This is a genomic window from Pseudarthrobacter sp. BIM B-2242, from assembly GCF_014764445.1.
Classification (GTDB): domain Bacteria; phylum Actinomycetota; class Actinomycetes; order Actinomycetales; family Micrococcaceae; genus Arthrobacter; species Arthrobacter luteus_A.
Map to the genome: position 1 here is coordinate 2139089 of NZ_CP061721.1, position 24353 is coordinate 2163441.

Sequence of the window (24353 nt, forward strand, 5' to 3'; positions counted from 1 at the left end):
CGTTGCGCGCCGTGGCGTCCGGCGCGCAACGCTACTTCCGGATCAGGCGCGCGAATCCCGGATGGCCCGGTTGACTGCGGAAATGACAGCCTTCAGCGAGGACGTGCTGGTGTTGGCATCCATGCCGACGCCCCAGAGGACCCGCTCCCCCACTGCGCACTCGACGTACGCTGCGGCGGTGGCGCTGCCGCCTTCGGAGAGTGCGTGCTCAGAGTAGTCCAGGACCCTGACGTCCACACCGTCGTCGTGCAGGATGCTCAGCAATGCCGCGATCGGACCGTTTCCGGTGCCGGTGCGGCGGACCTGGACGCCGTCCACGGTGAGGGAGGCATGCAGGGTGGTCAGCCCGCCGTCGTCATCGGTTTCAGTGCTGAAGGAGCCCAGGGAGTAGCGGCCCCACTGACCGTCCGCTTCGCTGGAGGGCAGGTACTCGTCCTGGAAAATCTGCCACAGCTGCGATCCCGTGACCTCACCGCCTACGGTGTCGGTGCGCTTCTGGATCACGCCGGAGAATTCGATCTGGGCGCGGCGGGGAAGGTCCAGGCTGTGCTCGTTCTTGAGCAGGTAGGCAACGCCTCCCTTGCCGGACTGCGAGTTGACCCGGATAACGGCCTCGTAGCTGCGGCCCAGGTCCTTCGGGTCAACGGGCAGGTACGGAACGGCCCAGGTGAAGTCGGCGACGTCCTTGCCGGCGGCCGCCGCATCGCGCTCAAGCGCCTCGAAGCCCTTCTTGATGGCGTCCTGGTGCGAGCCGGAAAAAGCAGTGAAGACGAGGTCTCCGCCGTACGGGGTGCGCTCGGCCACCGGCAGCTGGTTGCAGTACTCCACCGTGCGCCGGATCTCGTCGATGTCGGAGAAGTCAATCATGGGATCTATGCCCTGGACGAACATGTTCAGGCCCAGGGTGACCAGGTCCACGTTGCCGGTCCGCTCCCCGTTCCCGAACAGGCAGCCTTCGATCCGGTCCGCGCCGGCCAGGTAACCCAGCTCGGCCGCGGCGACACCCGTGCCGCGGTCATTGTGCGGGTGCAGGGACAGGATGATGCCTTCGCGGGGGTGCAGGTGGCGGTGCATCCACTCGATTGAATCCGCGTACACGTTCGGGGTGGCCATCTCCACCGTGGCGGGCAGGTTGATGATGACCTGGCGGTCGGCGGAGGCTTCAAACACATCGGCAATGGCGTTGCAGACCCGGACGGCGTATTCCAGTTCGGTGCCGGTGAATGACTCCGGGGAGTATTCGTAGGTGATGTGCGTGTCAACGAGGGTTTCCTCGTACTTCTTGCACAGCCGCGCACCCTGCAGCGCGATGTCCAGGATGCCGTCCTCGTCCTGGTTGAACACCACGCGGCGCTGCAGGACGGAAGTGGAGTTGTAGAGGTGCACGATGGCCTGCTTGGCGCCCACCAGCGATTCGTACGTCCGCTCGATCAGCTGCTCCCGCGCCTGGGTGAGCACCTGGATGGTGACGTCGTCCGGGATGTGGTTGCCCTCGATGAGCTGGCGGACGAAGTCGAAGTCGGTCTGCGAGGCGGACGGGAAGCCCACTTCGATCTCCTTGTAGCCCATCCGGACCAGCAGGTCGAACATTTTCATCTTGCGTGCCGGGCTCATGGGGTCAATCAGGGCCTGGTTGCCGTCACGCAAATCGACGGCGCACCAGCGCGGCGCCTCGGTGATGACTTTATCCGGCCAGGTGCGGTCCGGCATTTCGACGGTGATCTGGTCCTGGAAGGGCAGGTACCGGTGGGCGGGCATTCCGGAGGGCTTCTGTGCGTTTCGCATTACTATCGGGGCCTTTTCTGTGGTTCATATCTGAAAGGGTGGCCGGGCAACACAATCTCCGCGACGAGGATGGGCCTTGCGCTAGATCGCGTCTGAGGCCTCGCCGCGGCAGCTAAGAAGAAGCAGTTCTGCGCGCACCATTTGAGAGTAACACGGGTGCGTAAGATGAAGGAGCAACACCTCCAGCACCGTCCACCATGCAGACGCCGCGCCGGTGCCAGCGCCGCCGCGGCACGTCACACGAAGGAGCCTCTGTGCCCATCTCGGGGATCGACTTGTCCAACATTGACCACACCGTCAGGCCGCAGGATGACCTGTACCAGCATGTGAACGGGTCCTGGCTCAAGGCCACCGAAATTCCGGATGACCGCCCGCTTGAAGGAACGTTCACAGCCCTGCGTGACGGAGCCGAAATCGCGGTACGGAACATCATCGAAGAGGCGGCCGCCAAGGGTGAAGCCGCCAGCGGCATCGAACGGAAGGTGGGCGATCTCTACAACAGCTTCATGGACGAAGCCGCCGTAGAGGCCAAGGGCATGGATCCCATCCGGGGACGGCTCGCGGAGGTATTTGCCACCACCACCGTGCCCGAACTCGTGGCTTTGGCCGGCAGGCTCTTCCGGGCTGACGTGTCGGGACTCTTTTACATCTACCCCGCCCCGGACGCCGGCAACCCGGACCGGGTCCTGCTCTACACAGGCCAAGGCGGCCTGGGCCTGCCCGATGAGTCGTATTACCGCGAAGAAAAGTTCGCCCCCATGGTCTCTGCGTACCGGGACCATGTCCGGACCATGTTCACCCTCGCAGGGATCGCGGACGCCGAGGCGGCGGCGGGCCGGGTGGTGGATCTGGAAACCAGCCTGGCTTCCCACCACTGGGACAATGTCACGCTGCGCGATCCGCAGAAAACCTACAACCTCAAATCGTCGGAGGAAGCGGCCGCTCTCTTTCCCCTCCTGGGCACCTGGTTCGACGCCGCGGGGATCGACGCCGGCAAACGGGACGAAATCGTCGTCAGCACCCCCGACTTTTTCAGCGGTGCGGCGGCTTTGCTGGACTCCGAACCGCTGCCCGTCTGGCAGGAATGGCTGGCCCTGCGGATCATCAATGCCGCGGCGCCCTACCTGTCGGCGGAATTCGTTGATGCCAGCTTTGCCTTCTACGGAACCACCATCAGCGGCACCCCCCGGAACAAGGACCGCTGGAAGCGGGCTGTCGCCGTCGTCGAGGCAGGCCTGGGCGAAGCAGTGGGACAGATCTACGTGTCCAAGCACTTCCCGGAGTCGCACAAGGCCCGCATGCAGACCCTTGTGGCCAACCTGATCGAGGCCTACCGGCAGAGCATCACCGGACTGGAATGGATGGGTGAGGAGACCAAGGCTGAAGCGCTCCGGAAACTGGAGGCATTCCGCGCCAAGATCGGGTACCCCGACAAGTGGATCGACTACTCGGCGGTGGAGATCGACCCCGCCGACCTCCTGGGCAACGTGGAGCGGTCCCATAACGCCGACGTCGACCGCCACCTCGACGAGGTGGGCAAACCTGTGGACCTCAACAAATGGCTCATGACTCCGCAGACGGTGAACGCCTATTACCACCCGATGCTCAACGAAATCGTGTTCCCGGCTGCCATCCTGCAGCCGCCGTTCTTCACGGCCGACGCGGACGACGCCGTGAATTACGGCGGAATCGGTGCAGTCATTGGACACGAGATTGGCCATGGGTTTGATGACCAGGGCTCCCAGTTCGACGGCAGCGGCGCCCTCCGGAACTGGTGGACTGAAGATGACCGCAAGGCGTTTGAAGAACGCACGGCGAAGCTGGTGGCACAGTTTGATGCGTTGTCCCCCTACGCCGCCCCCGGGCACAACGTCAACGGCAAGCTGACCCTGGGGGAAAACATCGGCGACCTCGGCGGCCTGACCATCGCTTACAAGGCCTATCTTCTGAGCCTCGGCGGAAAGGAACCTGAGGTGCTGGACGGGCTGACAGGACAGCAGCGCTTCTTCGCTTCCTGGGCGGCCGGCTGGCGCCAGGTCATCAGGTCCGAAGAAGCCATCCGGCGGCTGGCCACTGATCCGCACTCCCCCAACGAGTTCAGGACCAACGCCATCGCCAAGAACCTGGATGCGTTTCATGAGGCCTTTGACGTAACCGATCAGGACGGCATGTGGATGCCGCAGGAAGCCCGCGTCAGCATCTGGTAGACCGGTTCCAAACGAAAGAGGCGGGGCCCGCGGGCCCCGCCTCTTTTCCGTTCCGCTAACTTACTCCTGGACGATCAGGAAGGGATTCGCCTGCTGGCACATGGTATCGCCGGCGGTCTGGTTGACGATGTCCTCGGGCAGTGCGACGGCGCCGTAGGTGGTACCGGACGTAAAGTCCGTGCCCAGGTAGGCCTGAACGCCTGTCACGCCGGGTGCCGACTGAACCTGCGCGGCGGGGATACCCAGCAGCGCGGCGACGTCGGCAGCGACGTCCTCGAAGCCCGTGCCGTAGTAGACCGCACTTTGTGTTACCGGGGTGGCCGCGAACTGCCCGGTCTGCGTGAAGCCGCCGGCCACAAGGGCCTGCACGATTTCCTGGGCACGGCCCTGCACGCCGGTGCCGTTGGCCACGGTCACGGGCTGGATGGCCTTCTCATACGGCGGTACGGCCGGAACGGTTTCGGTGGGCTCCGCCGAGGGGGCTGCCGTTTCCGAGGGCGACGGGGTGGCCGGCGCCGTCGGATCGGTCAGGTCAATATCCTGCTGGAGGGCGGTGAACAGCTGGGAACCGGCGGGTTCGGCAATCTGCAGGCGGTTGGGGTCTGAGAGTGCCGGAGTGGTGGGCACTGCCACAAACGCCACCTTGCTGATGTCAATGTCCTTCAGCCGGTTGCCGATGGTCAGCAGCGACGGCACGGACGCGAGCCCGTCATCGACGGTGAGGTTCTGGGTGACGGTGTCTGCAATGTTCAGCATTTTCGCCGGGTTGGACAGCGTGCCGTCGTCCTTGATCTTCCTGGTCAGGGATGAGAGGAATCCCTGCTGCGCCCTGATTCGGCCGAGGTCGCCGCCGTCGGCGAACGCATGCCGGGTCCGCAGGAAGGCGAGAGCCATTTCACCCTGCACAGTCGACGTGCCCGCGGGGAGGCGAAGGCGTGAATCCGGATCGTAGACGGCGTCGCTGATGCAGACCTCAACACCGCCTACAGTGTTGGAGAGTTCCTTGACGGCGTTGAAGTCAGCCATCATGAAGTGATCGATTTCCAGGCCCGTGAGTTTGTTGACCGTATCCACAGCGCAGCCAATGCCGGCTTCCGCCATGGCCTCATTGATCATCATGCCGCTGCGCGCCGGGTACGACGACTTGGTTTTCTGGTCGGTGCATTCCGGAATGTCCACGAGGAGGTCGCGGGGGAAGCTGATCACGCTGACACGCTTGTTGTCAGCGGAGATGTCCATCAGCATCATGACGTCGGACTTGCCGTAGCCCACGGAGTCCTCCACCGCGCCGTACACGGCGTTTTTGCCGTCCCTGGTATCCGAGCCCAGGATCAGGATCTGCATTCTGCCCTTGGCGTCATCCGACCCGCTTCCCGCGTCTCCGGCGTTGAGCGGTGCAGTCGTGATGTTGGACTGCAGCCGGAAGTACCAGTAACCGGCGAAGCCCAGGCCACCGAGCAGCACAACGGTCAGCACGGCAGTCGTAGCCTTCAGCCACACCGGCATCCGGCGCTGTTGGGCACCGAAATGCCGTGCAACGCCGACGGCGCCCGCGTCCCCGTGCCGGGAGACCGGTCCTGATCCGGCAGACGCGTCAGCTCCGTGCTCGCGATAGTCGCGGCTTCGCCCCATGTGGTGTACCTTCCTCGAAAAATTCCATCCGGCCTATTTTAGTTGCCCAATCTGGGAACTTCCCGGTGACGGCCGGGTCAGGGCGTGGCGCTGTGTCAGAAGCCGAGCTTAACCAGCTGCTTTGGGTCCCGCTGCCAGTCCTTGGCTACCTTGACATGGAGGTCCAGGTAGATCCGGGCGCCAAGCAGCGCTTCGATCCCCTTGCGGGCATTGGTGCCGACCTCGCGAAGCCGGGCGCCGCCCTTGCCGATGATGATCGCTTTCTGCGACGGGCGTTCCACGTACAGGTTAACCCGCACATCAAGGAACGGCCGGTCTTCGGGGCGGCCTTCCCGCGGAACGATTTCATCAACGACGACGGCCAGGGAGTGCGGCAATTCGTCGCGGACGCCCTCGAGGGCGGCCTCACGGATGAGTTCGGCGATCATCACCGCTTCCGGTTCGTCCGTCAGGTGCCCGTCCGGGTACAGCGGGGGCGACGGCGGCATGTGGCCGATCAGGACGTCGGCGAGGGTCTCGACCTGGAAGCCGTCGGCGGCGGAGACGGGAACGATGTCCTTCCAGCCGTCCTCACCAAAGACCTCGCGGCCCAAGGCAGCGACAGCGAGGAGCTGCTCGGTGAGGGCCTGGCGGTCCACAAGGTCTGCCTTGGTCACGATGGCAATGACCGGTTTGTTCCCCACCTGGGCGAGCTGGCCGGCGATGAACTTGTCGCCGGGGCCGATCTTCTCGTTGGCAGGCAGGCAGAAGCCGATGGCATCCACCTCAGCCAGGGTGTCGGCCACCAGGTCGTTCAGCCGTTTTCCCAGTAGCGTGCGGGGCCGGTGGAGGCCGGGGGTGTCCACCAGGATCAGCTGGGCGTCGTCGCGGTGGACGATTCCCCTGATGGTGTGCCTCGTTGTCTGCGGTTTCGCAGAGGTGATGGCCACCTTCTGTCCTACCAACGCGTTGGTCAGGGTTGATTTGCCGGCGTTCGGGCGCCCCACCAGGACGGAAAACCCTGCCCGGTAGCCGCCGTAGTCCGGCTTGTCGGAACCCTGGTTGACCGGGCGGCTATTTTTCTTGCTCACGTGGAACTCCCTGCTGGGTTGCTTCCGCCTCGTCGAAGAGGTCTTCAAGGTCAGTGTCTACTTTTGGTACGGCCGCCGCAATGATGTGGCTGACCCGGTTGCGCCGGCCCTCAAGCCGTTCAGCGCGCAGCGAGATGCCGTCCACTTCCACATGGCTGCCGACGATGGGCACCCGGCCGAGGGCTTTGGCCAGGAGCCCGCCCACGGTGTCCACTTCGTCGTCGTCAAGCTCGAGATCGAAAAGTTCGCCGAGGTCATCAATGCTCATCCGGGCGCTGACTCGGAACGAGCCGTCGCCCAGGGCCACAGCTTCCGCGCTTTCGGTGTCATACTCATCCACGATTTCGCCGACGATCTCCTCGATGAGATCTTCCAGCGTCACCAAACCCGCCGTGCCGCCGTATTCGTCAATGACAATGGCAACGTGGGTTGACTCCTTCTGCAGTTCCCGCAGCAGGTCGCTGACCGGCTTGGACTCCGGAACGTACCGGACGTCGCGGGCCAGTGCCTCGACGGGAGGCGGTTCGTCACCGGGTCCGAGCTCGTGCAGGGTGGCAGCGACGTCCTTCAGGTAGACAATTCCCAGGATCTGGTCCGTGTTGTCCCGGATGACGGGGATCCGGGAATAGCCGGAGCGCAGGAACAGCGACATGGCCCGCCTGAGGCTGGAACCGGCGTCGATACTGAGGATGTCCGTCCTGGGGACCATCACGGCCCGCACCAGTGTGTCGCCGAAATCAAAGACTGACTGGATCATCTCCGCTTCGGTGTCTTCGATCATGTCTGATTCGGAGGCACGGTCCACGAGCTCGCGGAATTCCTGTTCGCTGAAGAACGCCTCATCTCCCGCCGGAGCGCCAGGTGCGGCGGCGCTGCCGATCGCCACGAGCCACCCCGGGATGGGGCCAAGGATCCAGGTCAGGAACCGGATCATTGGCGCCGTGTAGCGGACTACCGCTGCGGAATGGAGCCTGCCGATCTGGCGCGGGGAGACTCCGACAATCACGAAGCCCAGCAGGGCCATGATGCCGGTGGCTGCCAGGCCGGCAAGCCACACGTTGTCCAGCAGGCTGTGCAGCAGAACTGCGACGGCCACGGCCGACGCCATTTCGAACCAGATCCGCCAGAAACGCAGGGCCCGGATGTGCGCCACCGGCTGGGCCAGGATACGTCTCATGGCGGTGCCGCGGCTTTTAAGGAGCGCGTCTTCGGCGTCATGCCGCGGGAGGAAGGTGAATGCGGCGTCCGCAGCTGTCAGGAGGGCGGCAGTGCTGAGGAATACCAAGGCCATGCCAACAAGGAGCAGGGGCGTCACTGCGTCGTCTCTGCAGGTGCGTCCTTGCCGGTGAATCCGGAAAGCAGTTGACGCTGGAGGCCAAACATCTCTTCCTTTTCCTCGGGCTCAGCGTGGTCGTAGCCCAGGAGGTGGAGGATGCCGTGGGTGGTCAGGAGCAGCATCTCGTCCTGCAGGGCGTGCCCGGCGTTGGCGGCCTGGACCTGCGCCACCTGGGGGCACACGGCAATGTCTCCCAGCATTCCTTGCGGCGTGGGCCGGTCCGGCGTGCCAGGGGTCAGTTCGTCCATGGGCACCGAGAGCACGTCAGTAGAGCCGGGCTCGTCCATGAGTTCGATGTGCAGTTTTTCCATGGCGGGTTCGTCCACCAGCAGGATGGAAAGCTCAGCCTGCGGATGGATATACAACTGCTCAAAAATGTAGCGGGACAACGCGACGAGCGCGGCCTCATCCACGTGGATGCCGGATTCGTTGTTCACTTCGATGCTCATGCGTGCTCCCCCCGCTTTTCCCGGCTTACCGAGTGTTTGACCTTGTTCCGTTGAACCTCGTCCCAGACGCTGTAGGCCTGGACGATGTCACCCACCAAGCGGTGGCGGACCACGTCCGTGGAATCCAGGATCGTGAAATTGACATCCTCGATTCCCTGCAGGATCTCCTCCACAATCCGCAGCCCCGACCGGGTGCCGAAGGGCAGGTCAACCTGGGTGACATCCCCGGTGACCACCATCTTGGATCCGAAGCCAAGGCGGGTCAGGAACATCTTCATCTGTTCAGGCGTGGTGTTTTGCGCCTCGTCAAGGATGATGAAGGCGTCGTTCAGGGTACGTCCGCGCATGTAGGCCAGGGGCGCCACCTCGATGGTTCCGGCGGCCATCAGGCGCGGGATCGATTCGGGGTCCATCATGTCGTGGAGGGCGTCATACAGCGGGCGCAGGTAAGGATCAATTTTGTCGCTGAGCGTTCCAGGCAGGAACCCCAGCCGCTCGCCGGCTTCGACGGCGGGCCGGGTCAGGATGATGCGGCTGACTTCCTTCTGCTGCAGCGCCTGGACGGCCTTGGCCATGGCAAGGTACGTCTTGCCGGTGCCGGCAGGGCCGATCCCGAAAATCACGGTGTTGGCGTCGATCGCGTCAACGTAATTCTTCTGGTTCAGCGTCTTGGGCCGGATGGTCTTCCCGCGGCTGGAGAGGATGTCGTGGGTGAGGACATCCACCGGATTCTGCAGGGACTGGCTGCGGAGCAGCGCGACAAGCTGCTGCAGGACCGCCGGACTGATGACTGTGCCGCGGGCAACGAGGCCGCGCACTTCGTGCAGCAGCCGCATAATGCGGGGCACCTCGTTGGCGGGACCGCTGATGGAAAGTTCGTTTCCGCGGACGTGGAAGTTGACGGCCGGGAACTGTTCTTCGATATACCGCAGGGCCTCATCATGGCTGCCGAGGGATTGGACCATCTGATCGGAGTTGTCAAAGAGAACCACCTCCGTCCGGACACCGGGAAGGGAATGGGGGAATTCTCCGGCGGCGCGGTCGGTATTCAGCCGGCGCTTTCCGTTCGTTGATTCAGTCATGGTGCTGGCCCGCGGGCCCGTGGTCTCCTCCAATTCGGACTTAAATACCGCTGGATGCTGCATGGGCGGGCTGTGGCCGTGCACGCGGGAGCCAGCGGATTCCTTCCATCTTACGCCAGGACACCCCTGCCGCGGCGACAGAACGGACCCGGCGGCAAGGAAGCCCGGGGCCGCTCGGATGCGGCGTGTGACGTCATTAGATATCAACTTCATATCGGGCTCATATCGTTCCCGTTGCAGTTAGGCGCAACAGCCGAATGGGACGCTTCGGGTGTGCAGCACTATGCAATGCTTGAAATTCAGGCCGTCGGGGGACCGGCTCAGGAGGCCGCGGCCTCATCATTCAGAGCCAGGAAGGGCAAGCCATCAGAGTGCCGGAATCACCCACCCCCCGCACAGCCGGACGCGCTTCACGGCCTGTCCGCATCCGGGGTGCCCTGGGGCTCCTGCCAGCGCTCCTCCTGCTGACCGGCTGCATTGCAGACGCCGGCCCCGAGCCGACCATGACGGCAAACTCCGGCACCGCCGCCACCGGCTCGCCCGGAGTGCCTTCCACCAGCGCTCCCCTGGAGACCACCCAGTCCTCAAACAAAGCTCCTGTGTACTGGATCGGCCGGAACGATGGCAACGCCTTCCTGTACCGGGAGTTCCGCGACGTCCCGGAACAGGAGAACCCCGTAACGCGTGCACTGCGCGCCATGATGTCCGAGAAGCCGCTGGACCCCGACTTCTTTACCCCATGGCAGTCTCCGGCGAAGCTCGCAACATCGATTTCGGGAAAGAACGTCATCACGGTCGATGTTTCCGAGGACGCCTTTAACAGCAATCTCGACGCCGATATGGCTGTCCGAGCCGTCCAGCAGCTGGTCTTCACCGCCACGGCCGCGGCGGCAAGTTCCGGCCTCATCGATTCGGGCCAGCAGATTCAGGTCAGGGTCCTGGTGGACAGCCACACTGACTATGTTGCTTTCGGCCACATCCAGTTGGGTGCTCCCATGTCCCGTGCCGCCGGCATGGTGGCTCCGGTGTGGATCATTGATCCGCAGGAGGGTACGAACATTGCCGGCGGCAGCGTCAAGATCACCGGCCGCAGTACCGTTGCCGGAAGCAAGCTCCGCTGGCAGATCCTGCGTACGGCAGGGAACGGGGATAAGACGCCTTACCTGACCGGCGAGACGACCGCAGGCACCGACGCCGCCCAGTCCGGCGTGTTCACCCTGGCCCTGAGCCTCTCCTCCGGCAGCTATGAACTCCGCGTCTCACAGGCAGATGACGGCGGCACCGGCCAGGAAGAGCTGAACGTGGACACGCGGAAGTTCAACGTCAGCTAATGCTCAGGGTGCCGGGGCGCACCAGCGTCCAAGCACGTCGCTGGCCAGCACCACGGCCGCCGGTCCCGCAGTGGATGACCTCAGGACATGATGACCCAGGAGCGCGGTCACGGCCCCCGCACCGCACAGCCTGGTGACTTCGCGGGGGCTGATTCCCCCCTCGGGCCCGACAATGAGCAGGATTTCCCGGGGGCCTGCAACGGGACCGGATGCGTGCCAGGCCTCCAGCACCGAGCGGAGCGGCCGGACCGCGTCCTCGTGGAGGATCACCGCGAGGTCCGCTGCTGCCACAGCGGAAACCAGACCGGGGGTTTCGACGGCGGCGCGCACCTCCGGGATCCACGCCCGCCGGGCCTGCTTGGCGGCTGCCGTGACCACGGACTGCCATTTGGCATGGGCCTTGGCCGCGCGCTCACCCTTCCAGCGCACAATCGAGCGTTCCGACTGCCAGGGAACAACGGCGTCGATCCCTAATTCAGTGGCAGTTTCCACGGCAAGTTCATCGCGGTCGCCCTTGGCCAGGGCCTGGACCAGGACCAGCCGGATGTCGGGCTGTTGCTCCACAACCAGTTCGGCGCATTCAACGGTCAGTTCGGCCGGTGATGCTGCCACAACCGTTCCGGTCAGCCGCTTTCCGGCGCCGTCCGCAATGTCCACGGACTCCCCCGGCGCCAGCCGTTTGACCGTTACGGCGTGGCGGGCCTCGGGACCGCCAAGGGTGTAGCGGGCCCCGGGCACCAGCTGGTCCAGCGACCCGGCACCGCTGAAGAAGACGGGATTACTCACCGCTACAGGTTACCGAGCCGGTCCCGAAGCTTGGCGAAGACGCCGCCGCTTGCAGTCAGCTTGCCCTCAGTGAACTGTTCCCCGCGCAGCTTGGCCAGCTGCCGGAGGAGATCCTCCTGCGCGGCGTCCAGCTTCGAGGGCGTCTCAACCTGCAGGTGGACCATCAGGTCACCGCGGCCGTAGCCGCGAAGGTGGGTGACGCCGAGGCCGCGCAGCGTGATGACCTCGCCGGCCTGCGTCCCCGCCTTGACGTCGATCTCCTGCAGCCCGTCGAAGGTTTCCAGCGACACTTCGGTGCCCAAGGCAGCGGCGGTCATCGGAATGTGGAGCGTTGCGTGCAGGTCATCACCGTCACGGACGTAGGTGGGGTCGTTGTTGACCCGGATCTCGACGTACAGATCGCCGGATGGTCCCCCGGCCGGACCGGCTTCGCCCTGCCCGGACAACTGGATCCGGGTACCTGTTGCGACGCCGGGAGGAACCTTGATGGTCAGTGACCGGCGGCTGCGGATGCGGCCCTGGCCGCTGCATTCGTTGCAGGGATCCTTGATGACAGTCCCGAAGCCTTCGCAGCTGCCACACGGGGCTGCCGTCATGACCTGGCCCAGGATGGACCGCACAGCCCGCTGGACCTGGCCGCTGCCGCCGCAGATATCACAGCGGACGGGGTGGCTGCCCTCGCGGCAGCAGGAGCCGTTGCAGGTGGGGCATGTAACGGCGGTGTCCACTTCAAGTTTCCGGTTGACACCAAACACGGCGTCGCGGAGTTCGATCCGAACGCTGATCAGCGCGTCCTGGCCCCGCCGTACCCGGGACGCCGGGCCCGACGTTCCGCCGGCACCAAAGAACGTATCGAAGATGTCCTGGAAGGCGAAGCCCTGGCCAGCGTATCCACCGCCGCCGAAACCGTTGTCCGTACCGTTCTCATTGCCGGTGGTGTCATAGACGCGGCGCTTCTGGGGGTCCGAAAGTACCTCGTAGGCGTGGGTCACGGCCTTGAAGCGGTCCGACGCATCGTCCCCGGGGTTCACGTCCGGGTGAAGGGTGCGGGCCAGCTTGCGGTAGGCCTTCTTGATCTCTTCTCCGGTGGCTTCCGGCGAGACTCCGAGGACGTCGTAGTGGCTGCTCAAAGTTCGTATCTCTTCCCTGTTGTACTGCCGGCAGCGGGACTGCCGGCATTGCTCTTCGTGCCTGGACCGGCTGTTACGGACCCAGAATTCTTGACAGATAACGGGCTACTGCCCTGACGGCGGCCATGGTGGTCGGGTAGTCCATCCGGGTGGGACCCAGGACGCCGACCTTGGCCGTACTGTCCGGCCCGTATGCTGTGGCCACCACGGAGGCTTCGGCCAGCCCGTCGTAGGGATTTTCCCGGCCGATGCTGACGGCCACACCACGCGGGTCCTGCGCCATCTCGCTGAGCAGACGGAGCAAAACCACCTGTTCCTCCAGCGCCTCAAGCACCGGACCGATGCTGAGGGGGAAATCCACATTGGATCTGGCCAGGTTCGCTGTTCCGGCCATCACCATGCGCTCCTCACGGCTGTTGTGGGCCAGCGTTTCCAGCCCGTGAGCCAGCGCCTGGGCAGCTGCCCGCTGTCCGGGCGCGACGGAGAAGACCACGGCCGGGAGCGACTGCGCCAGCCGGCTCAGCTGCGTGCCGGCCAGCGACCCGAGGAAGTGTGAGCGCAGGGCGGCAATAGCGTCCTCACCAAGATCCTGGCCGATGTCGATCACGCGCTGTTCCACCTTGCCGGTGGTGGCGATGAGTACCAGCAGGACCTGGCGCGGGGCCAGGAGCACAAATTCGATATGGCGGATGGTGGCCCGGCTCAGGTGCGGGTACTGGACCACGGCCACCTGGTTGGTCAGCTGGGACAGGAGCCTGACGGTCCGGTCCAGGACGTCGTCGAGGTCATCCGAGCCCTCGAGGAGGGACTGGATGGCCTTCCGTTCTGCCGGGGACAGCGGCTTGACTGCCGAAATCTGGTCCACAAACAGCCGGTAGCCCTTATCCGTGGGGATCCGGCCGGCGCTGGTGTGCGGTGCAGTGATCAGGCCCTCGTCCTCGAGGGCAGCCATGTCGTTGCGGATGGTTGCACTGGACACGCCCAGATGGTGGCGTTCAACCAGGGCTTTGGAACCCACGGGCTCGCGGGAGTGCACATAGTCCTCCACGATGGCCCGCAGTACTTCCAGTTTGCGCGGCTCGCTCACACTCCACCTCCATCCATGGTTGCGCCCTGAGTTGGCAGGGCACGGGTCGAGGCTCGTTAGCACTCGACATGCCTAAGTGCTAACAGTCTAATATGACTCACCCCGTTGTTAGCATTGGTACCGCTCCGGGCGAACATGCCGGGGCCCGATCTAGCGCGAGGCGGAATCAATCCATGCATTACCAGAACTGGGGTCCGCAGGAGATTACCGCGCCCGTTCGGCACGAACTTCCCGAGGTTGCTGTGGAACGCGGCATGGTCCTGGAGGATGCCCAGTCCGGCTGGGTTGGAGCGGTCACCCGGGTGGAGAAGTCCGGTGGCATGCATGTGGTTGCGCTCGAAGACCGGCGGGGCAAGTCGCGTTCTTTCAAGCTGGGGTACGGGTTCCTGCTGGAAGGCCGGCCGATCAGGCTGATGCCTCCGGCGCCCCGGCAGGCCGCCGCTGTGCCTGCCGGCCGGACAGCATCCGGTTCCGTCCGCGTGGCGGGCCAGCGTGCCCAGGTGGCCAAGGCGAGCCGGATCTGGGTGGAAGGAAAGCACGACGCCGAACTCGTCGAAAAGGTGTGGGGTGATGATCTCCGCGTGGAGGGCATCGTCGTGGAGCCTTTGCACGGTATCGATGACCTCGCGGGGGCGGTTGCCGCGTTCGGCCCCGGCCCCGGCCGGCGGTTGGGGGTCCTGGTAGACCATCTGGTGCCGGACTCCAAGGAATGGCGCATTGCCTCGGCTGTGATGTCTTCCCCCGGGGCAGCCGGCAACGTGCTGATCGTCGGGCACCCTTATGTCGACGTGTGGCAGGCGATCCGGCCGGCAGTTCTTGGTATTGAGCAGTGGCCGGTGGTGCCGCGGGGCCAGGACTGGAAGACCGGCATCCTTGCAGCGTTCGGCTGGCCGCACTCCACCAAGGAGGACATTGGCCTTGGCTGGCAGAAGCTGTTGGGGGCAGTCCGCAGCTACGCCGATCTGGAAGCGTCGCTGCTCGGGCGGGTGGAGGAAGTCATCGACTTCCTGACGGCACCCTAGCTCTTCGCAGCCCGGCAGGGCCCGGCCCGTACAGCCGACGGCGGCATTTGGCGCCACAGCCAGTATTCTTGGTACTGCGGAGACTGCCTTTCACCAGACCGGTCGTTTCCAAACCAGCACCATTGCACTTTCGAAGGATGAAACCGTGGCACAAAACGCACGCGAGCACCGGGACGACCAAGGCCGTTCCGAGTACCAGGGCGTTCCCGCAAATGCGCTGCCCCTGACGGCCAGTGAAGACCGCCAATGGGCCACACTGGCACACTTTGGCGGGATCCTCGGTTGCGTGCCGTCCCTGCTGATCTACCTGATTTTCCGTGAACGCGGGCCTTTCACCGCGCAGGAATCCAAGGAAGCACTGAACTTCAGCCTGCCGCCCACCATCGCGGCACTGGTGGCCAACCTGCTGGTGTTCATTCCTGTGGTGGGCAACATCTTCGCCGTCATTGCCACCCTCATCTGGATTGCCCTGACCTGCTTCTCGGTGGCCGCCGGCATCCACGTTAATAAGGGCCAGCCGCACCGCTACCAGTACAACCTGCGCTGGATTAAGTAATCCCCACCTGCACCCTCGCCTCGCAAGCTCGGCCAGGGAACCCTGCAGGCGTGGGCCCATCCACCTGCTAAACGGGGTCCCGAGGGCCCCGACGCGAGCCTGCGAGTGTTAACAAGTGACCCTGCGCTGGTTGGGCCGGTCAGTCCGGCAGGACCCTTCGGACCACGGCGTCCGCCAGCAGCCGACCCTTCAGGGTCAGGATCAACGTGCCGGCGAAGGCGGCACGCGGCTCCACGAGGCCCTCGGCAATCAGCCCGGCAACAGCATGGCGGCCCGACTCTCCCAGCGAGGCGACGGCCAGCCCCGAGACGAGCCGCGCCTCAAGCATCACGCGCTCCATATCCCGGGTTTCGGCGTCGAGCGTTTCCCTCCCTGCGGCGGGTGACAACCCCTGCGCCAGCCGCCCCGCGTAAGCGGTGGGATGCTTGACATTCCACCAGCGGACCCCGCCCACGTGCGAATGCGCGCCCGGTCCGATCCCCCACCAGTCATCCCCGCGCCAGTAGGCCAGGTTGTGCCGGCACGCCTGCTCCGGCGTCCGTGACCAGTTGCTGACCTCATACCAGGCCAGCCCTGCTTCGCCGATCAGCTGGTCGGCGAGCTCGTATTTGTCGGCGTGGTCGTCGTCGTCAATCCCGGGGACTTCGCCCCGCCGGATCTGTGCGGCCAGTTTTGTGCCGTCCTCCACAATCAGGGCATAGGCACTGATGTGATCCGGCTCGTAGGACAATGCGGTTTCCAGGGAGTACCGCCAGTCATCGAGGGACTCGCCCGGTGTTCCGTAGATCAGATCCAGGCTCACGGCCAGTCCTGCCTCGCGCGCCCACTGCACCACCTGCGGCACGCGGCTGGGCGTGTGTGTGCGGTCCAGGACTTTGAGCACGTGCGGGACGGCGGACTGCATACCGAAGGAGACACGGGTGAAGCCTGCGTTCTTCAGCAGCGCCAGCGATTCGGGGGTGACGGAATCGGGGTTGGCTTCAGTGGTGACTTCGGCACCGGCCTCAAGCCCCCACTCTCCGATTGCGGCACCGAGAATGCGGGCCAGGTCTTCGGCCGGGAGCAGCGTGGGCGTGCCGCCGCCGAAGAACACCGTGCTCATGGGCCGGGCAGGGAGGCCTGACTCAGCCAGCGCCCGCGCGGCGAGCCTGACTTCGGAGATGGCAGTGTCCGCGTACGCGTCCTGGGACGCGCCCCCGCCGAGTTCGGTGGCCGTGTACGTGTTGAAGTCGCAGTATCCGCAGCGGACAGCGCAGAACGGGATGTGCACGTAGAGCCCGAAGTTCCGGGCCGTCGCACCCTCTGCTGCCTGGGCAGGCAGCAGACCGTCCGACGGCGCCGGGTCACCAAGGGGAAGGACGCTAGGCATTGCGGTGGCCTCGCTGCGCGTGGGTCACTTCTTCTTGGCCTTGTCCTTTGATTCGTCGGTGGTGAGGGCGGCAATGAATGCTTCCTGCGGCACCTCCACCGTGCCCACCATCTTCATGCGCTTCTTGCCTTCTTTTTGCTTCTCCAACAGCTTGCGTTTACGCGAGATGTCACCGCCGTAGCACTTGGCCAGGACGTCCTTGCGGATGGCCCGGATGCTTTCGCGGGCAATGATGCGTGAGCCAATCGCCGCTTGGATGGGCACTTCGAACTGCTGGCGGGGAATCAGCTCGCGCAGCTTGGTGGTCATCATCACGCCGTAGGCGTAGGCCTTCTCCCGGTGCGTGATGGCGGAGAATGCATCCACCTGCTCGCCCTGCAGCATGATGTCCACCTTGACCAGATCGGCCACCTGATCGCCGTCGGCCTTCCAGTCCAGCGAGCCGTAGCCCCGGGTCTTGGATTTAAGGATGTCGAAGAAGTCGAAGACAATCTCGGCCAGGGGCAGGCGATACCGGATCTCAACCCGGTCCTCGGAGAGGTAGTCCATGCCGCCCAACACGCCGCGCCGGCTCTGGCAGAGTTCCATGATGGCCCCGACGAACTCGTTCGGCGCCAAAATGGTGGCGGAAACCATCGGCTCGCGGACTTCGGCGATCTTACCGGAGGGGTACTCGCTCGGGTTGGTCACATGGACAACCTTCTTGTCCTCCAGGGTCACCTCGTATTCCACGTTGGGTGCCGTGGAGATGAGGTCGAGGTTGTATTCACGTTCGAGGCGCTCCCGAGTGATCTCCAGGTGGAGCAGGCCCAGGAAACCCACACGGAAGCCGAAGCCCAGCGCAGCCGACGTTTCAGGCTCGTAGACCAGCGCGGCGTCGTTGAGCATCAGCTTCTCCAGTGCGTCGCGGAGCACCGGATAATCCGTGCCGTCCAGCGGATAAAGTCCGGAGAACACCATGGGCTTCGCATCGGCGTAGCCCGGGAGCGAAACAGCGGCCGGCTTGGCAAGGTTGGTGACGGTATCGCCGACCTTGGACAGGCGGACGTCCTTCACTCCCGTGATGAGGTACCCCACTTCGCCGACGCCCAGACCCTTGGACGGGGTGGGTTCCGGTGAACTCACGCCGATCTCGAGGAGTTCGTGCGTGGCCCGTGTGGACATCATCTGGATACGCTCACGGGGATGCAGCATGCCGTCAACCACACGGACATAAGTGACGACGCCGCGGTAAGTGTCGTAGACCGAATCAAAAATCATGGCGCGCGCGGGAGCATTGGGGTCGCCCACGGGGGCCGGCAGGTCCCGGACAATTTTGTCCAGCAGGGCCTCGACGCCCATCCCCGTTTTGCCCGAAACCCGGAGGACATCTTCGGGGTCGCCACCGATCAGGCTTGCGAGCTCGGCCGCGTACTTCTCGGGCTGGGCCGCCGGAAGGTCGATCTTGTTCAGCACCGGAATGATGGTGAGGTTATTCTCCATCGCCAGGTAGAGGTTGGCGAGGGTCTGCGCCTCAATGCCCTGGGCCGCATCCACGAGCAGGACCGCGCCTTCGCAGGCTGCCAGGGAGCGGGATACCTCATAGGTGAAGTCCACGTGGCCCGGGGTGTCGATCATGTTCAGGGCGTAGCTGCTGCCATCGAGTTCCCACGGCATACGAACGGCCTGGGACTTGATGGTGATGCCGCGCTCGCGTTCGATATCCATGCGATCCAGGTACTGGGCCTTCATATCGCGCGGCTGAACCACGCCGGTCAACTGCAGCATCCGGTCGGCCAGGGTGGACTTACCGTGGTCAATGTGCGCGATGATGCAGAAATTCCGAATGGTTGCCGGATCTGTCGCGGCGGGCACCGGGGCGGTGCGGGCCATGGGAGACACGCAGGGTCCTTACTGTTGGCAGTCACGCGGCCGCCACCAGGACGCACCAAAGGCACCCTGCGGCCGGACCGCACATTTTGAACCTCAAGTGTCCCACGTCCGGGGGCAACGCACTGCATTCAGCAGCAAACGCGCGGTGCCGGTCGGCGATATTGTTTTTCCCATGCCTATCAACCTCCGCTCACTGGCCGACGCCGTACGGACATCCATCAGGGTGCTGCAAAAGATACGGTCCGGGGTAGCCGCGCCAGCGCCACAGCGCTCCCCGGGGAAGGCCCGCCAATCTCCGCCCGCACCATCTGCCATCTCCACGGCCTATCCCGGGGACTTCAGCGGAGCCTCCTCTGTCCGCTACGCGCCGCACCCCGACGGGAGCGCCGACCCCGGTGAAATCGTGTGGGCCTGGGTCCCGTACGAGGAGGACCACTCGCGGGGCAAGGACCGGCCGGTCCTGCTGGTGGGCACGAGCGGGCGATACCTGCTCGCGCTGATGCTTACCAGCAGGGACCACGACCAGGACGGCCACCGGTCCGAGGACTATGTGGACATTGGCACCGGCAGGTGGGACCGGCAGCGGAGGCCCAGCGAAGCCAACCTCAGCCGGATCCTGCAGATCGCCCCGGACGCCATACGGCGCGACGGTGCAGTCCTGGACCGGAAGCGCTTCGATCTGGTGGCTGCGGGGCTGCGCCGGCGACACGGCTGGACGTAGCCCGCCTAAATGGCCAGCCACCAGGGGTTCTGCTATTCTTTATAGCTGTGTGTCCGTGCAGGTCGACGGCCACTCATGGTTGGTCGCCATAGGTATCCCCACGCCGCTCAGTCAATGGCCAATCTGAAAGCCCTCTAGACCATTTCCGCATTAAAAAGAGAGTTCACACGTGGCTAATATCAAGTCCCAGAAGAAGCGCATCCTCACCAACGAGAAGGCACGCCTGCGCAACAACGCAGTCAAGTCTGAGCTGAAGACGGCCATCCGCGCCGTCAACACCGCCGTTGAGTCCACTGACAAGGATGCAGCCGCTGCTGCCCTGGTTGCCGCCAGCCGCAAGCTGGACAAGGCTGTCAGCAAGGGTGTTCTGCACAAGAACAACGCAGCGAACCGCAAGTCGGCGATCTCCAAGAAGGTCAACGCACTGTAAGGTTTCCAGTTCACTGAACTGATGATTGAGGCCGGCACCTGACAGGTGCCGGCCTCAACTCTTTAAGCCCAGAGACCTGCCCTGAGGATCGTGCCGTCCGGGCGCCTGGCGTGAGTCAGTGACGCTGCACGGAGGTGGCAATGATCGTCACCGCATGTTCAACTGCGTACACCGGGTCACGCGAGAGCCCTTTCACCTGCGCATCAGCCTCGGCCGTTGCCTGGATGGCGCGGACCAAGCCTTCGGGCGTCCAGCGACGGACATCACGCTGGGCCTGCTCCACCAGCCAAGGCTGCATGCCAAGCTCCCTGGCTATCTGCGCGGAAGAACCATGGGCGCCGGCCACTTTGGCCACCGTCCGCAGCTTTGCCGCCAGCGCCGCAACCAGGGGAACCGGATCGGCTCCGGTAGCCAAAGCATGCCGGAGCGTGGACAACGCCACGGGACCGTTCCCGGCCATCGCGGCATCGGCCACCTTGAAAGCCGTGGCCTCGATCCTGCCGCCGTAGTAGCGGTCCACCAACTCGGGCGTCACGGCACCCGTGGCATCGGCGATCAGCTGACTGCAGGCTGCTGCCAGTTCGGACAGGTTGGCTCCGACCGCATTTACCAGCGCCTGCACTGCGTCGGAGGTGATCTTCCTTCCTGCAGCCCTGAACTCTGCGGCGACAAACGCTGCCTTCTCCGCGTCTTTTTTCATGGGCTGGCAGTCCACTACGGGCCAACCGCCGGCTTTGACGGCATCAAGGAGTTTCTTGCCGCGGACTCCCCCGCCATGGCGCAAGACCAGGACCGCGTCGGGTTCGGGATGTGCCAGGTACTTGAGGGCGTCGGCGAGGAAGGCATCGTTCATGCTTTCAACGCCTTCGACTTCGATCAGCTTGCGCTCACCGAAGAGGGAGGGGCTGACGTTCATGGCCAGTGAGCCCGGCTCGTAAATGCCGGCGGTCAGGCGGGTGACCTCCACGTCGGGGAACGCTGTCCGTACCTGTGAGCGGATGTGGTCCATGGCGCGGATACCGAGGTATTCCTCCGGTCCGCCCACAAGGACGACTCCGGCGGGGGTTACGTCGCGCCAGGAGGCAACGTTCGACGCCGTCGTCCTGGTTCGTGTGGTTTGGGCAGCGGCCATGCTGGATTCCTCCCGGAAATTCTGGTGCAGTGTCTAAGCCTGCCATGGCAGGCCCCTCCCACCAACCGCGGCCACTGTTCGGGTGAAGGCGGTTGGCGGGCCCGTCGTGGAAACGGCCGGATGTAACGGCACAGTAACGCCACCGGCGGTGCAATGGAACACCGCGCCCGCGTGTGGGCCGGTGCCAAGGTGGCTGCGAAACACACAGATACACGGTTGTGGGCAGCAGCATCTTCCGCCGACTACTCAGGAAAGCAGGAATTGCCGATGTCGCACCAACACCCGGCCGCCGGACCCGGCCCTCATGCCGCCGGCGGACGCCGGCGCACGGCCGCGCTTGCGGCACTGCTGCTGTGCTTTGCCTCGCTGCCTGTCACCGCCGCGGCCACCGAAACATCCCCGGATACGGCCCAGGAAGGGTCCATCCCGGGGGGAGCCGATTTCCGGCCAGGGGCGCCCGGGCTGGGTGATCCCTACTTTCCGCTGGACGGCAACGGCGGCTATGACGTCGACGAATATGTGCTGGACCTCAGCTATGATCCGGTGACCGACGTCCTGGGCGGGACGGCGACCATCGTCGCCAAAGCCACGCAGGACCTCTCGGCATTTAATCTTGACCTGGACGGCCTAACGGTCCGCGGCGTGACGGTCAACGACCGTTCGGCGCAATTCACGCGAGACGCCGGCGAACTGACCGTTACTCCGCAGCGGGGCATCAGGGACAACAGCCGCTTCACTACGGAGGTACGCTACGACGGCGTTCCGGAAACCCTCACCGACCTGTTCGGGCAATCCGGTTTCTTCCACACCGACGACGGCTCCCTGGTCATCGGGCAGCCGCATGTGGCAGCGACCTGGTTCCCGGTCAACGACCATCCGCTGGACAAAGCCTCGTACACGTTCCGGATATCGGTCCCGGAAGGTCTCGAAGTGGTGGCCAACGGGCGCCTGGTTGACAACCGGACCCGGGACGGCCTGACCACCTGGACGTGGGATGCGCGCGAACCGATGGCGTCCTATCTTGCCACGGCCAGTGTGGGGCAGTGGGACTTCAGTGAGTACCAGGTCGGGCGCATTAACTATCTTGATGCGCTGGACCCTGACCTCTTTGACCCGGTGGCGGAACCGCGGACCGGAACAAACTTCGTATGGTCCCAGGCAGCGGACAATTCCTACAAACGGCTTACACGTACTATCGCCGTACCGGCCAGCGGGGCGCAGCTGTCATTCTGGCTGGCCCGCGATACAGAGCCCAACTGGGATTTCACCTTCGTGGAGGCCCGTACCGCCGGCGCTGAGGACTGGACCACCCTGCCCGATGCAAACGGGCACACCTCCGCGGTGACAGGCCTTTCCTGCCCCCGGTGGCACATCCAGCATCCGTTCCTGACCCACTACCAGACGGGCGACAGCGCGGGCGGCTGCACGGCGGCGGGCAGCTCCGGCGTGTGGCGGGCGGCCAGCGGCGCCAGCGACGGCTGGGAACAGTGGACGGCCGACCTGGCCGGCTTTGCCGGCACTAACGTCGAAGTCTCCATCAGCTACGTCAGTGACGACGTCACCCAGAATCCCGGCGTGTTTGTCGACGACGTGGTGGTCTCCACGGGCGAGGGCAGCACATCCTTCGAGGACGACGGCGACACCCTGGACGGCTGGACCGTCCCCGGTCAGCCGACGGGCAGCCCCGGCAACGTGAACGACTGGATCGTCACGGCCGAGCCTCCCCCGGGAATCGGCGAAAACGTCCGGGCTTCATTCGACAGGCAGCCGGAAATCATCGAATTCCTCGAAGGCTACTTCGGCCGGTATCCGTTCCGGGACGCCGGCGGGACCGCCGACGACCTCCGGGGCCTGGGCTTCGCCTTGGAAAACCAGACGCGGCCTATCTATTCCATGGACTTCTTCCACGACCGGCTGCAAGGCGATGCAGTGGTGGTGCACGAATTGGCGCACCAGTGGGTCGGTGACAGTGTCTCCGTGCAGGCCTGGCAGCATATCTGGCTCAACGAGGGATTCGCCACCTTTGCCGAATGGCTGTGGAGTGAAAACGAGGACCTGCAAACGGCCCAGGCAAGCTTCGATTCCTTTGCCTCGATCCCGGCCGATCACCCGTTCTGGAAGGTCAGGATCGGGGATCCCGGGCCCGACGCTTTATTCGACTCCGCGGTCTACGCCCGGGGCGCCATGACCCTGCACGCGCTGCGCCAGGCGGTCGGCGACGAGGATTTCTTCAGCATCCTGCGCGAGTGGCCGCAACTCAATGCCGGCGGCAGCGTCACCACAGATGGTTTCATTACCCTCGCCGAAAAAATCTCCGGCCAGGAACTGAACCCGCTATTCGACGTATGGCTGTTCACCGCGGCGAAACCGGCCGGTCTTGATCCCACGCCGGCCCTCAGCACGGCACCGGGCGCGCCGGATGCGCCGCCCGCCGTCGGTAACCTTGACCGGAGGAACGGAGGCAAGACCCGCTGAGCACGTAAACCTGCTCCAGTGCCCAGAGAACGCCCTTCCCGGCCGCCGGGAAGGGCGTTCTCTGCGCTCGTTCCGGGACAGGAACACCGGATCCACCCAGGCAACGGCAATGGCGCGTTCCTTCCCGTCCCGCAGAACGGGCGGGCTAGGTTACCCGTCCACGTAGACTCCCCCGTGGGGGAACCGGAGAGGGGCAGTTGCCCGTGTGGTTTTGCCATCAGCACGAGACGCAACTAATTCAACCAGAGAGGCTACGGAATGGACCCGTACCAACAGCCCCGGCCACCGGATCGAACTCCGCCCCACTCTCCCCGGGGGCAGTATCCGCCACAGCCTTACTACGGAGCGCCACAGCCCGGGTGGCAGGGGCCTCCGCCGCAGAAGAAAAGCAGGTTTGGCTGGATACTCGGTGGAATTGCACTGGCCGTGACGCTGCTCTGCGTTCTGGGATTCGTAGGGTGCTCGGCCCTCGCTCAGGAGATCAACGGTGGCGGCGGCTCCCAAAAGGAGAAGGCCAATGGACTGATGGCCAGGGCTGACAACGTACCGGAGGATGACTGGGTTGAGGTCTTCCGTCGCAACCCCAACGTCGATCCAGGATGCCTCTCCATCGACACATCGTGCTTGCGTTTGACCGCGCGGTGGTCCGTGGACCACAAGGTCAGCCTCGACGAGGCAGCAGAGAGGTTCGGGATGAAGTCCGGGTTGGACGGCCCGGACACAGGGCTCTACGTGGGTTGCATCAAGGCAGAGTTTGATGGGGTAAGCGGAGAGTCACTCTGCATCAACGAGTCCCCGGAGGGCTCTGATTCCTACGAGGTCACCATTCAGATGCAGCGTGACTAGGGACTGAATTTTCCTACCCGCGAATTGGGCCCGCC

General features: G+C 64.6%; 20 protein-coding genes. 8 read left to right on the plus strand and 12 right to left on the minus strand.

The window, feature by feature from the left end; genetic code table 11:
- Positions 1–42: 42 nt before the first annotated feature.
- Entirely contained in the window at positions 43–1785 is a 1743-nt protein-coding gene (gene leuA, locus IDT60_RS09780; protein ID WP_191081734.1) for a 2-isopropylmalate synthase, read from the minus strand.
- A gap of 254 nt (positions 1786–2039) precedes the next feature.
- On the opposite strand from leuA, the gene IDT60_RS09785 reads away from it, so the two are divergent.
- A complete protein-coding gene (locus IDT60_RS09785) occupies positions 2040–3992 on the plus strand; it encodes a M13 family metallopeptidase (protein ID WP_305072165.1) in 1953 nt (650 codons plus the stop codon).
- 60 nt (positions 3993–4052) lie between these two features.
- On the opposite strand, the gene IDT60_RS09790 is transcribed toward IDT60_RS09785, so the two are convergent.
- The 5 genes from IDT60_RS09790 to IDT60_RS09810 form a co-directional block, all read right to left on the minus strand.
- Positions 4053–5624, minus strand: coding sequence for an LCP family protein (locus IDT60_RS09790; protein ID WP_191081736.1), 1572 nt, complete (start codon positions 5622–5624; stop codon positions 4053–4055).
- Between the two features lie 95 nt (positions 5625–5719).
- On the minus strand, positions 5720–6694 hold the full coding sequence (gene era, locus IDT60_RS09795) for a GTPase Era (protein WP_164199652.1): 975 nt from the start codon (positions 6692–6694) through the stop codon (positions 5720–5722).
- Positions 6678–8009: a hemolysin family protein gene (locus tag IDT60_RS09800; protein ID WP_164199650.1), complete on the minus strand. Its 1332-nt coding sequence runs from the start codon at positions 8007–8009 to the stop codon at positions 6678–6680. The genes era and IDT60_RS09800 overlap by 17 nt, the downstream gene beginning before the upstream one ends.
- Entirely contained in the window at positions 8006–8479 is a 474-nt protein-coding gene (ybeY, locus tag IDT60_RS09805; RefSeq protein WP_164199647.1) for an rRNA maturation RNase YbeY, read from the minus strand. Before ybeY ends, IDT60_RS09800 begins: the two co-directional genes overlap by 4 nt.
- Positions 8476–9561 (minus strand): PhoH family protein, encoded by a 1086-nt coding sequence (locus IDT60_RS09810; RefSeq protein ID WP_164199645.1) that lies wholly within the window; start codon positions 9559–9561, stop codon positions 8476–8478. The genes ybeY and IDT60_RS09810 overlap by 4 nt, the downstream gene beginning before the upstream one ends.
- 371 nt (positions 9562–9932) lie before the next feature.
- Here IDT60_RS09810 and IDT60_RS09815 point away from each other — a divergent pair, with 371 nt between their 5' ends.
- A complete protein-coding gene (locus IDT60_RS09815) occupies positions 9933–10892 on the plus strand; it encodes a GerMN domain-containing protein (RefSeq protein ID WP_223883941.1) in 960 nt (319 codons plus the stop codon).
- 3 nt (positions 10893–10895) lie between these two features.
- On the opposite strand, the gene IDT60_RS09820 is transcribed toward IDT60_RS09815, so the two are convergent.
- The 3 genes from IDT60_RS09820 to hrcA form a co-directional block, all read right to left on the minus strand.
- On the minus strand, positions 10896–11678 hold the full coding sequence (locus IDT60_RS09820) for a 16S rRNA (uracil(1498)-N(3))-methyltransferase (RefSeq protein ID WP_191081737.1): 783 nt from the start codon (positions 11676–11678) through the stop codon (positions 10896–10898).
- 2 nt (positions 11679–11680) lie between these two features.
- Entirely contained in the window at positions 11681–12808 is a 1128-nt protein-coding gene (dnaJ, locus tag IDT60_RS09825) for a molecular chaperone DnaJ (RefSeq protein ID WP_191081738.1), read from the minus strand.
- 73 nt (positions 12809–12881) lie between these two features.
- Entirely contained in the window at positions 12882–13895 is a 1014-nt protein-coding gene (gene hrcA, locus IDT60_RS09830; protein ID WP_164199639.1) for a heat-inducible transcriptional repressor HrcA, read from the minus strand.
- A 173-nt stretch (positions 13896–14068) separates the two neighbouring features.
- Between hrcA and IDT60_RS09835 the strand changes: the two genes are divergently transcribed.
- Positions 14069–14917, plus strand: a complete 849-nt coding sequence (locus IDT60_RS09835; protein WP_191081739.1) for a DUF3097 domain-containing protein — start codon at positions 14069–14071, stop codon at positions 14915–14917.
- A 145-nt stretch (positions 14918–15062) separates the two neighbouring features.
- Positions 15063–15473, plus strand: coding sequence for a DUF4870 domain-containing protein (locus IDT60_RS09840; protein ID WP_164199636.1), 411 nt, complete (start codon positions 15063–15065; stop codon positions 15471–15473).
- 139 nt (positions 15474–15612) lie between these two features.
- Here the strand turns inward: IDT60_RS09840 and hemW are convergent, their stop codons facing one another.
- Both hemW and lepA read right to left on the minus strand, forming a co-directional pair.
- Positions 15613–16842, minus strand: coding sequence for a radical SAM family heme chaperone HemW (hemW, locus tag IDT60_RS09845; protein ID WP_191081740.1), 1230 nt, complete (start codon positions 16840–16842; stop codon positions 15613–15615).
- Between the two features lie 24 nt (positions 16843–16866).
- Positions 16867–18723 carry a translation elongation factor 4 gene (gene lepA / locus IDT60_RS09850; RefSeq protein WP_191081741.1) on the minus strand — a complete coding sequence of 619 codons (1857 nt, stop codon included), beginning with the start codon at positions 18721–18723 and terminating at the stop codon, positions 16867–16869.
- A gap of 163 nt (positions 18724–18886) precedes the next feature.
- Between lepA and IDT60_RS09855 the strand changes: the two genes are divergently transcribed.
- On the plus strand, positions 18887–19435 hold the full coding sequence (locus IDT60_RS09855; protein ID WP_191081742.1) for a type II toxin-antitoxin system PemK/MazF family toxin: 549 nt from the start codon (positions 18887–18889) through the stop codon (positions 19433–19435).
- Positions 19436–19604: 169 nt separating this feature from the next.
- On the plus strand, positions 19605–19865 hold the full coding sequence (gene rpsT / locus IDT60_RS09860) for a 30S ribosomal protein S20 (RefSeq protein ID WP_011692086.1): 261 nt from the start codon (positions 19605–19607) through the stop codon (positions 19863–19865).
- A gap of 115 nt (positions 19866–19980) precedes the next feature.
- Here the strand turns inward: rpsT and holA are convergent, their stop codons facing one another.
- Positions 19981–20997: a DNA polymerase III subunit delta gene (holA, locus tag IDT60_RS09865; protein WP_191081743.1), complete on the minus strand. Its 1017-nt coding sequence runs from the start codon at positions 20995–20997 to the stop codon at positions 19981–19983.
- A 267-nt stretch (positions 20998–21264) separates the two neighbouring features.
- Here holA and IDT60_RS09870 point away from each other — a divergent pair, with 267 nt between their 5' ends.
- Both IDT60_RS09870 and IDT60_RS09875 read left to right on the plus strand, forming a co-directional pair.
- On the plus strand, positions 21265–23472 hold the full coding sequence (locus tag IDT60_RS09870; protein ID WP_191081744.1) for a M1 family metallopeptidase: 2208 nt from the start codon (positions 21265–21267) through the stop codon (positions 23470–23472).
- Between the two features lie 426 nt (positions 23473–23898).
- Positions 23899–24318, plus strand: coding sequence for a hypothetical protein (locus IDT60_RS09875; RefSeq protein ID WP_191081745.1), 420 nt, complete (start codon positions 23899–23901; stop codon positions 24316–24318).
- The last annotated feature ends 35 nt before the right edge of the window (positions 24319–24353 follow it).

What these genes read in the sequence shown, in the direction of transcription:
- leuA (WP_191081734.1), bottom strand. Translation starts at nt 1,785, where the DNA reads ATGCGAAACGCACAGAAGCCCTCCGGAATGCCCGCCCACCGGTACCTG.
- IDT60_RS09790 (WP_191081736.1), bottom strand. Translation starts at nt 5,624, where the DNA reads ATGGGGCGAAGCCGCGACTATCGCGAGCACGGAGCTGACGCGTCTGCC.
- ybeY (WP_164199647.1), bottom strand. Translation starts at nt 8,479, where the DNA reads ATGAGCATCGAAGTGAACAACGAATCCGGCATCCACGTGGATGAGGCC.
- IDT60_RS09810 (WP_164199645.1), bottom strand. Translation starts at nt 9,561, where the DNA reads ATGACTGAATCAACGAACGGAAAGCGCCGGCTGAATACCGACCGCGCC.
- IDT60_RS09835 (WP_191081739.1), top strand. Translation starts at nt 14,069, where the DNA reads ATGCATTACCAGAACTGGGGTCCGCAGGAGATTACCGCGCCCGTTCGG.
- hemW (WP_191081740.1), bottom strand. Translation starts at nt 16,842, where the DNA reads ATGCCTAGCGTCCTTCCCCTTGGTGACCCGGCGCCGTCGGACGGTCTG.
- IDT60_RS09855 (WP_191081742.1), top strand. Translation starts at nt 18,887, where the DNA reads ATGCCTATCAACCTCCGCTCACTGGCCGACGCCGTACGGACATCCATC.
- holA (WP_191081743.1), bottom strand. Translation starts at nt 20,997, where the DNA reads ATGGCCGCTGCCCAAACCACACGAACCAGGACGACGGCGTCGAACGTT.
- IDT60_RS09870 (WP_191081744.1), top strand. Translation starts at nt 21,265, where the DNA reads ATGTCGCACCAACACCCGGCCGCCGGACCCGGCCCTCATGCCGCCGGC.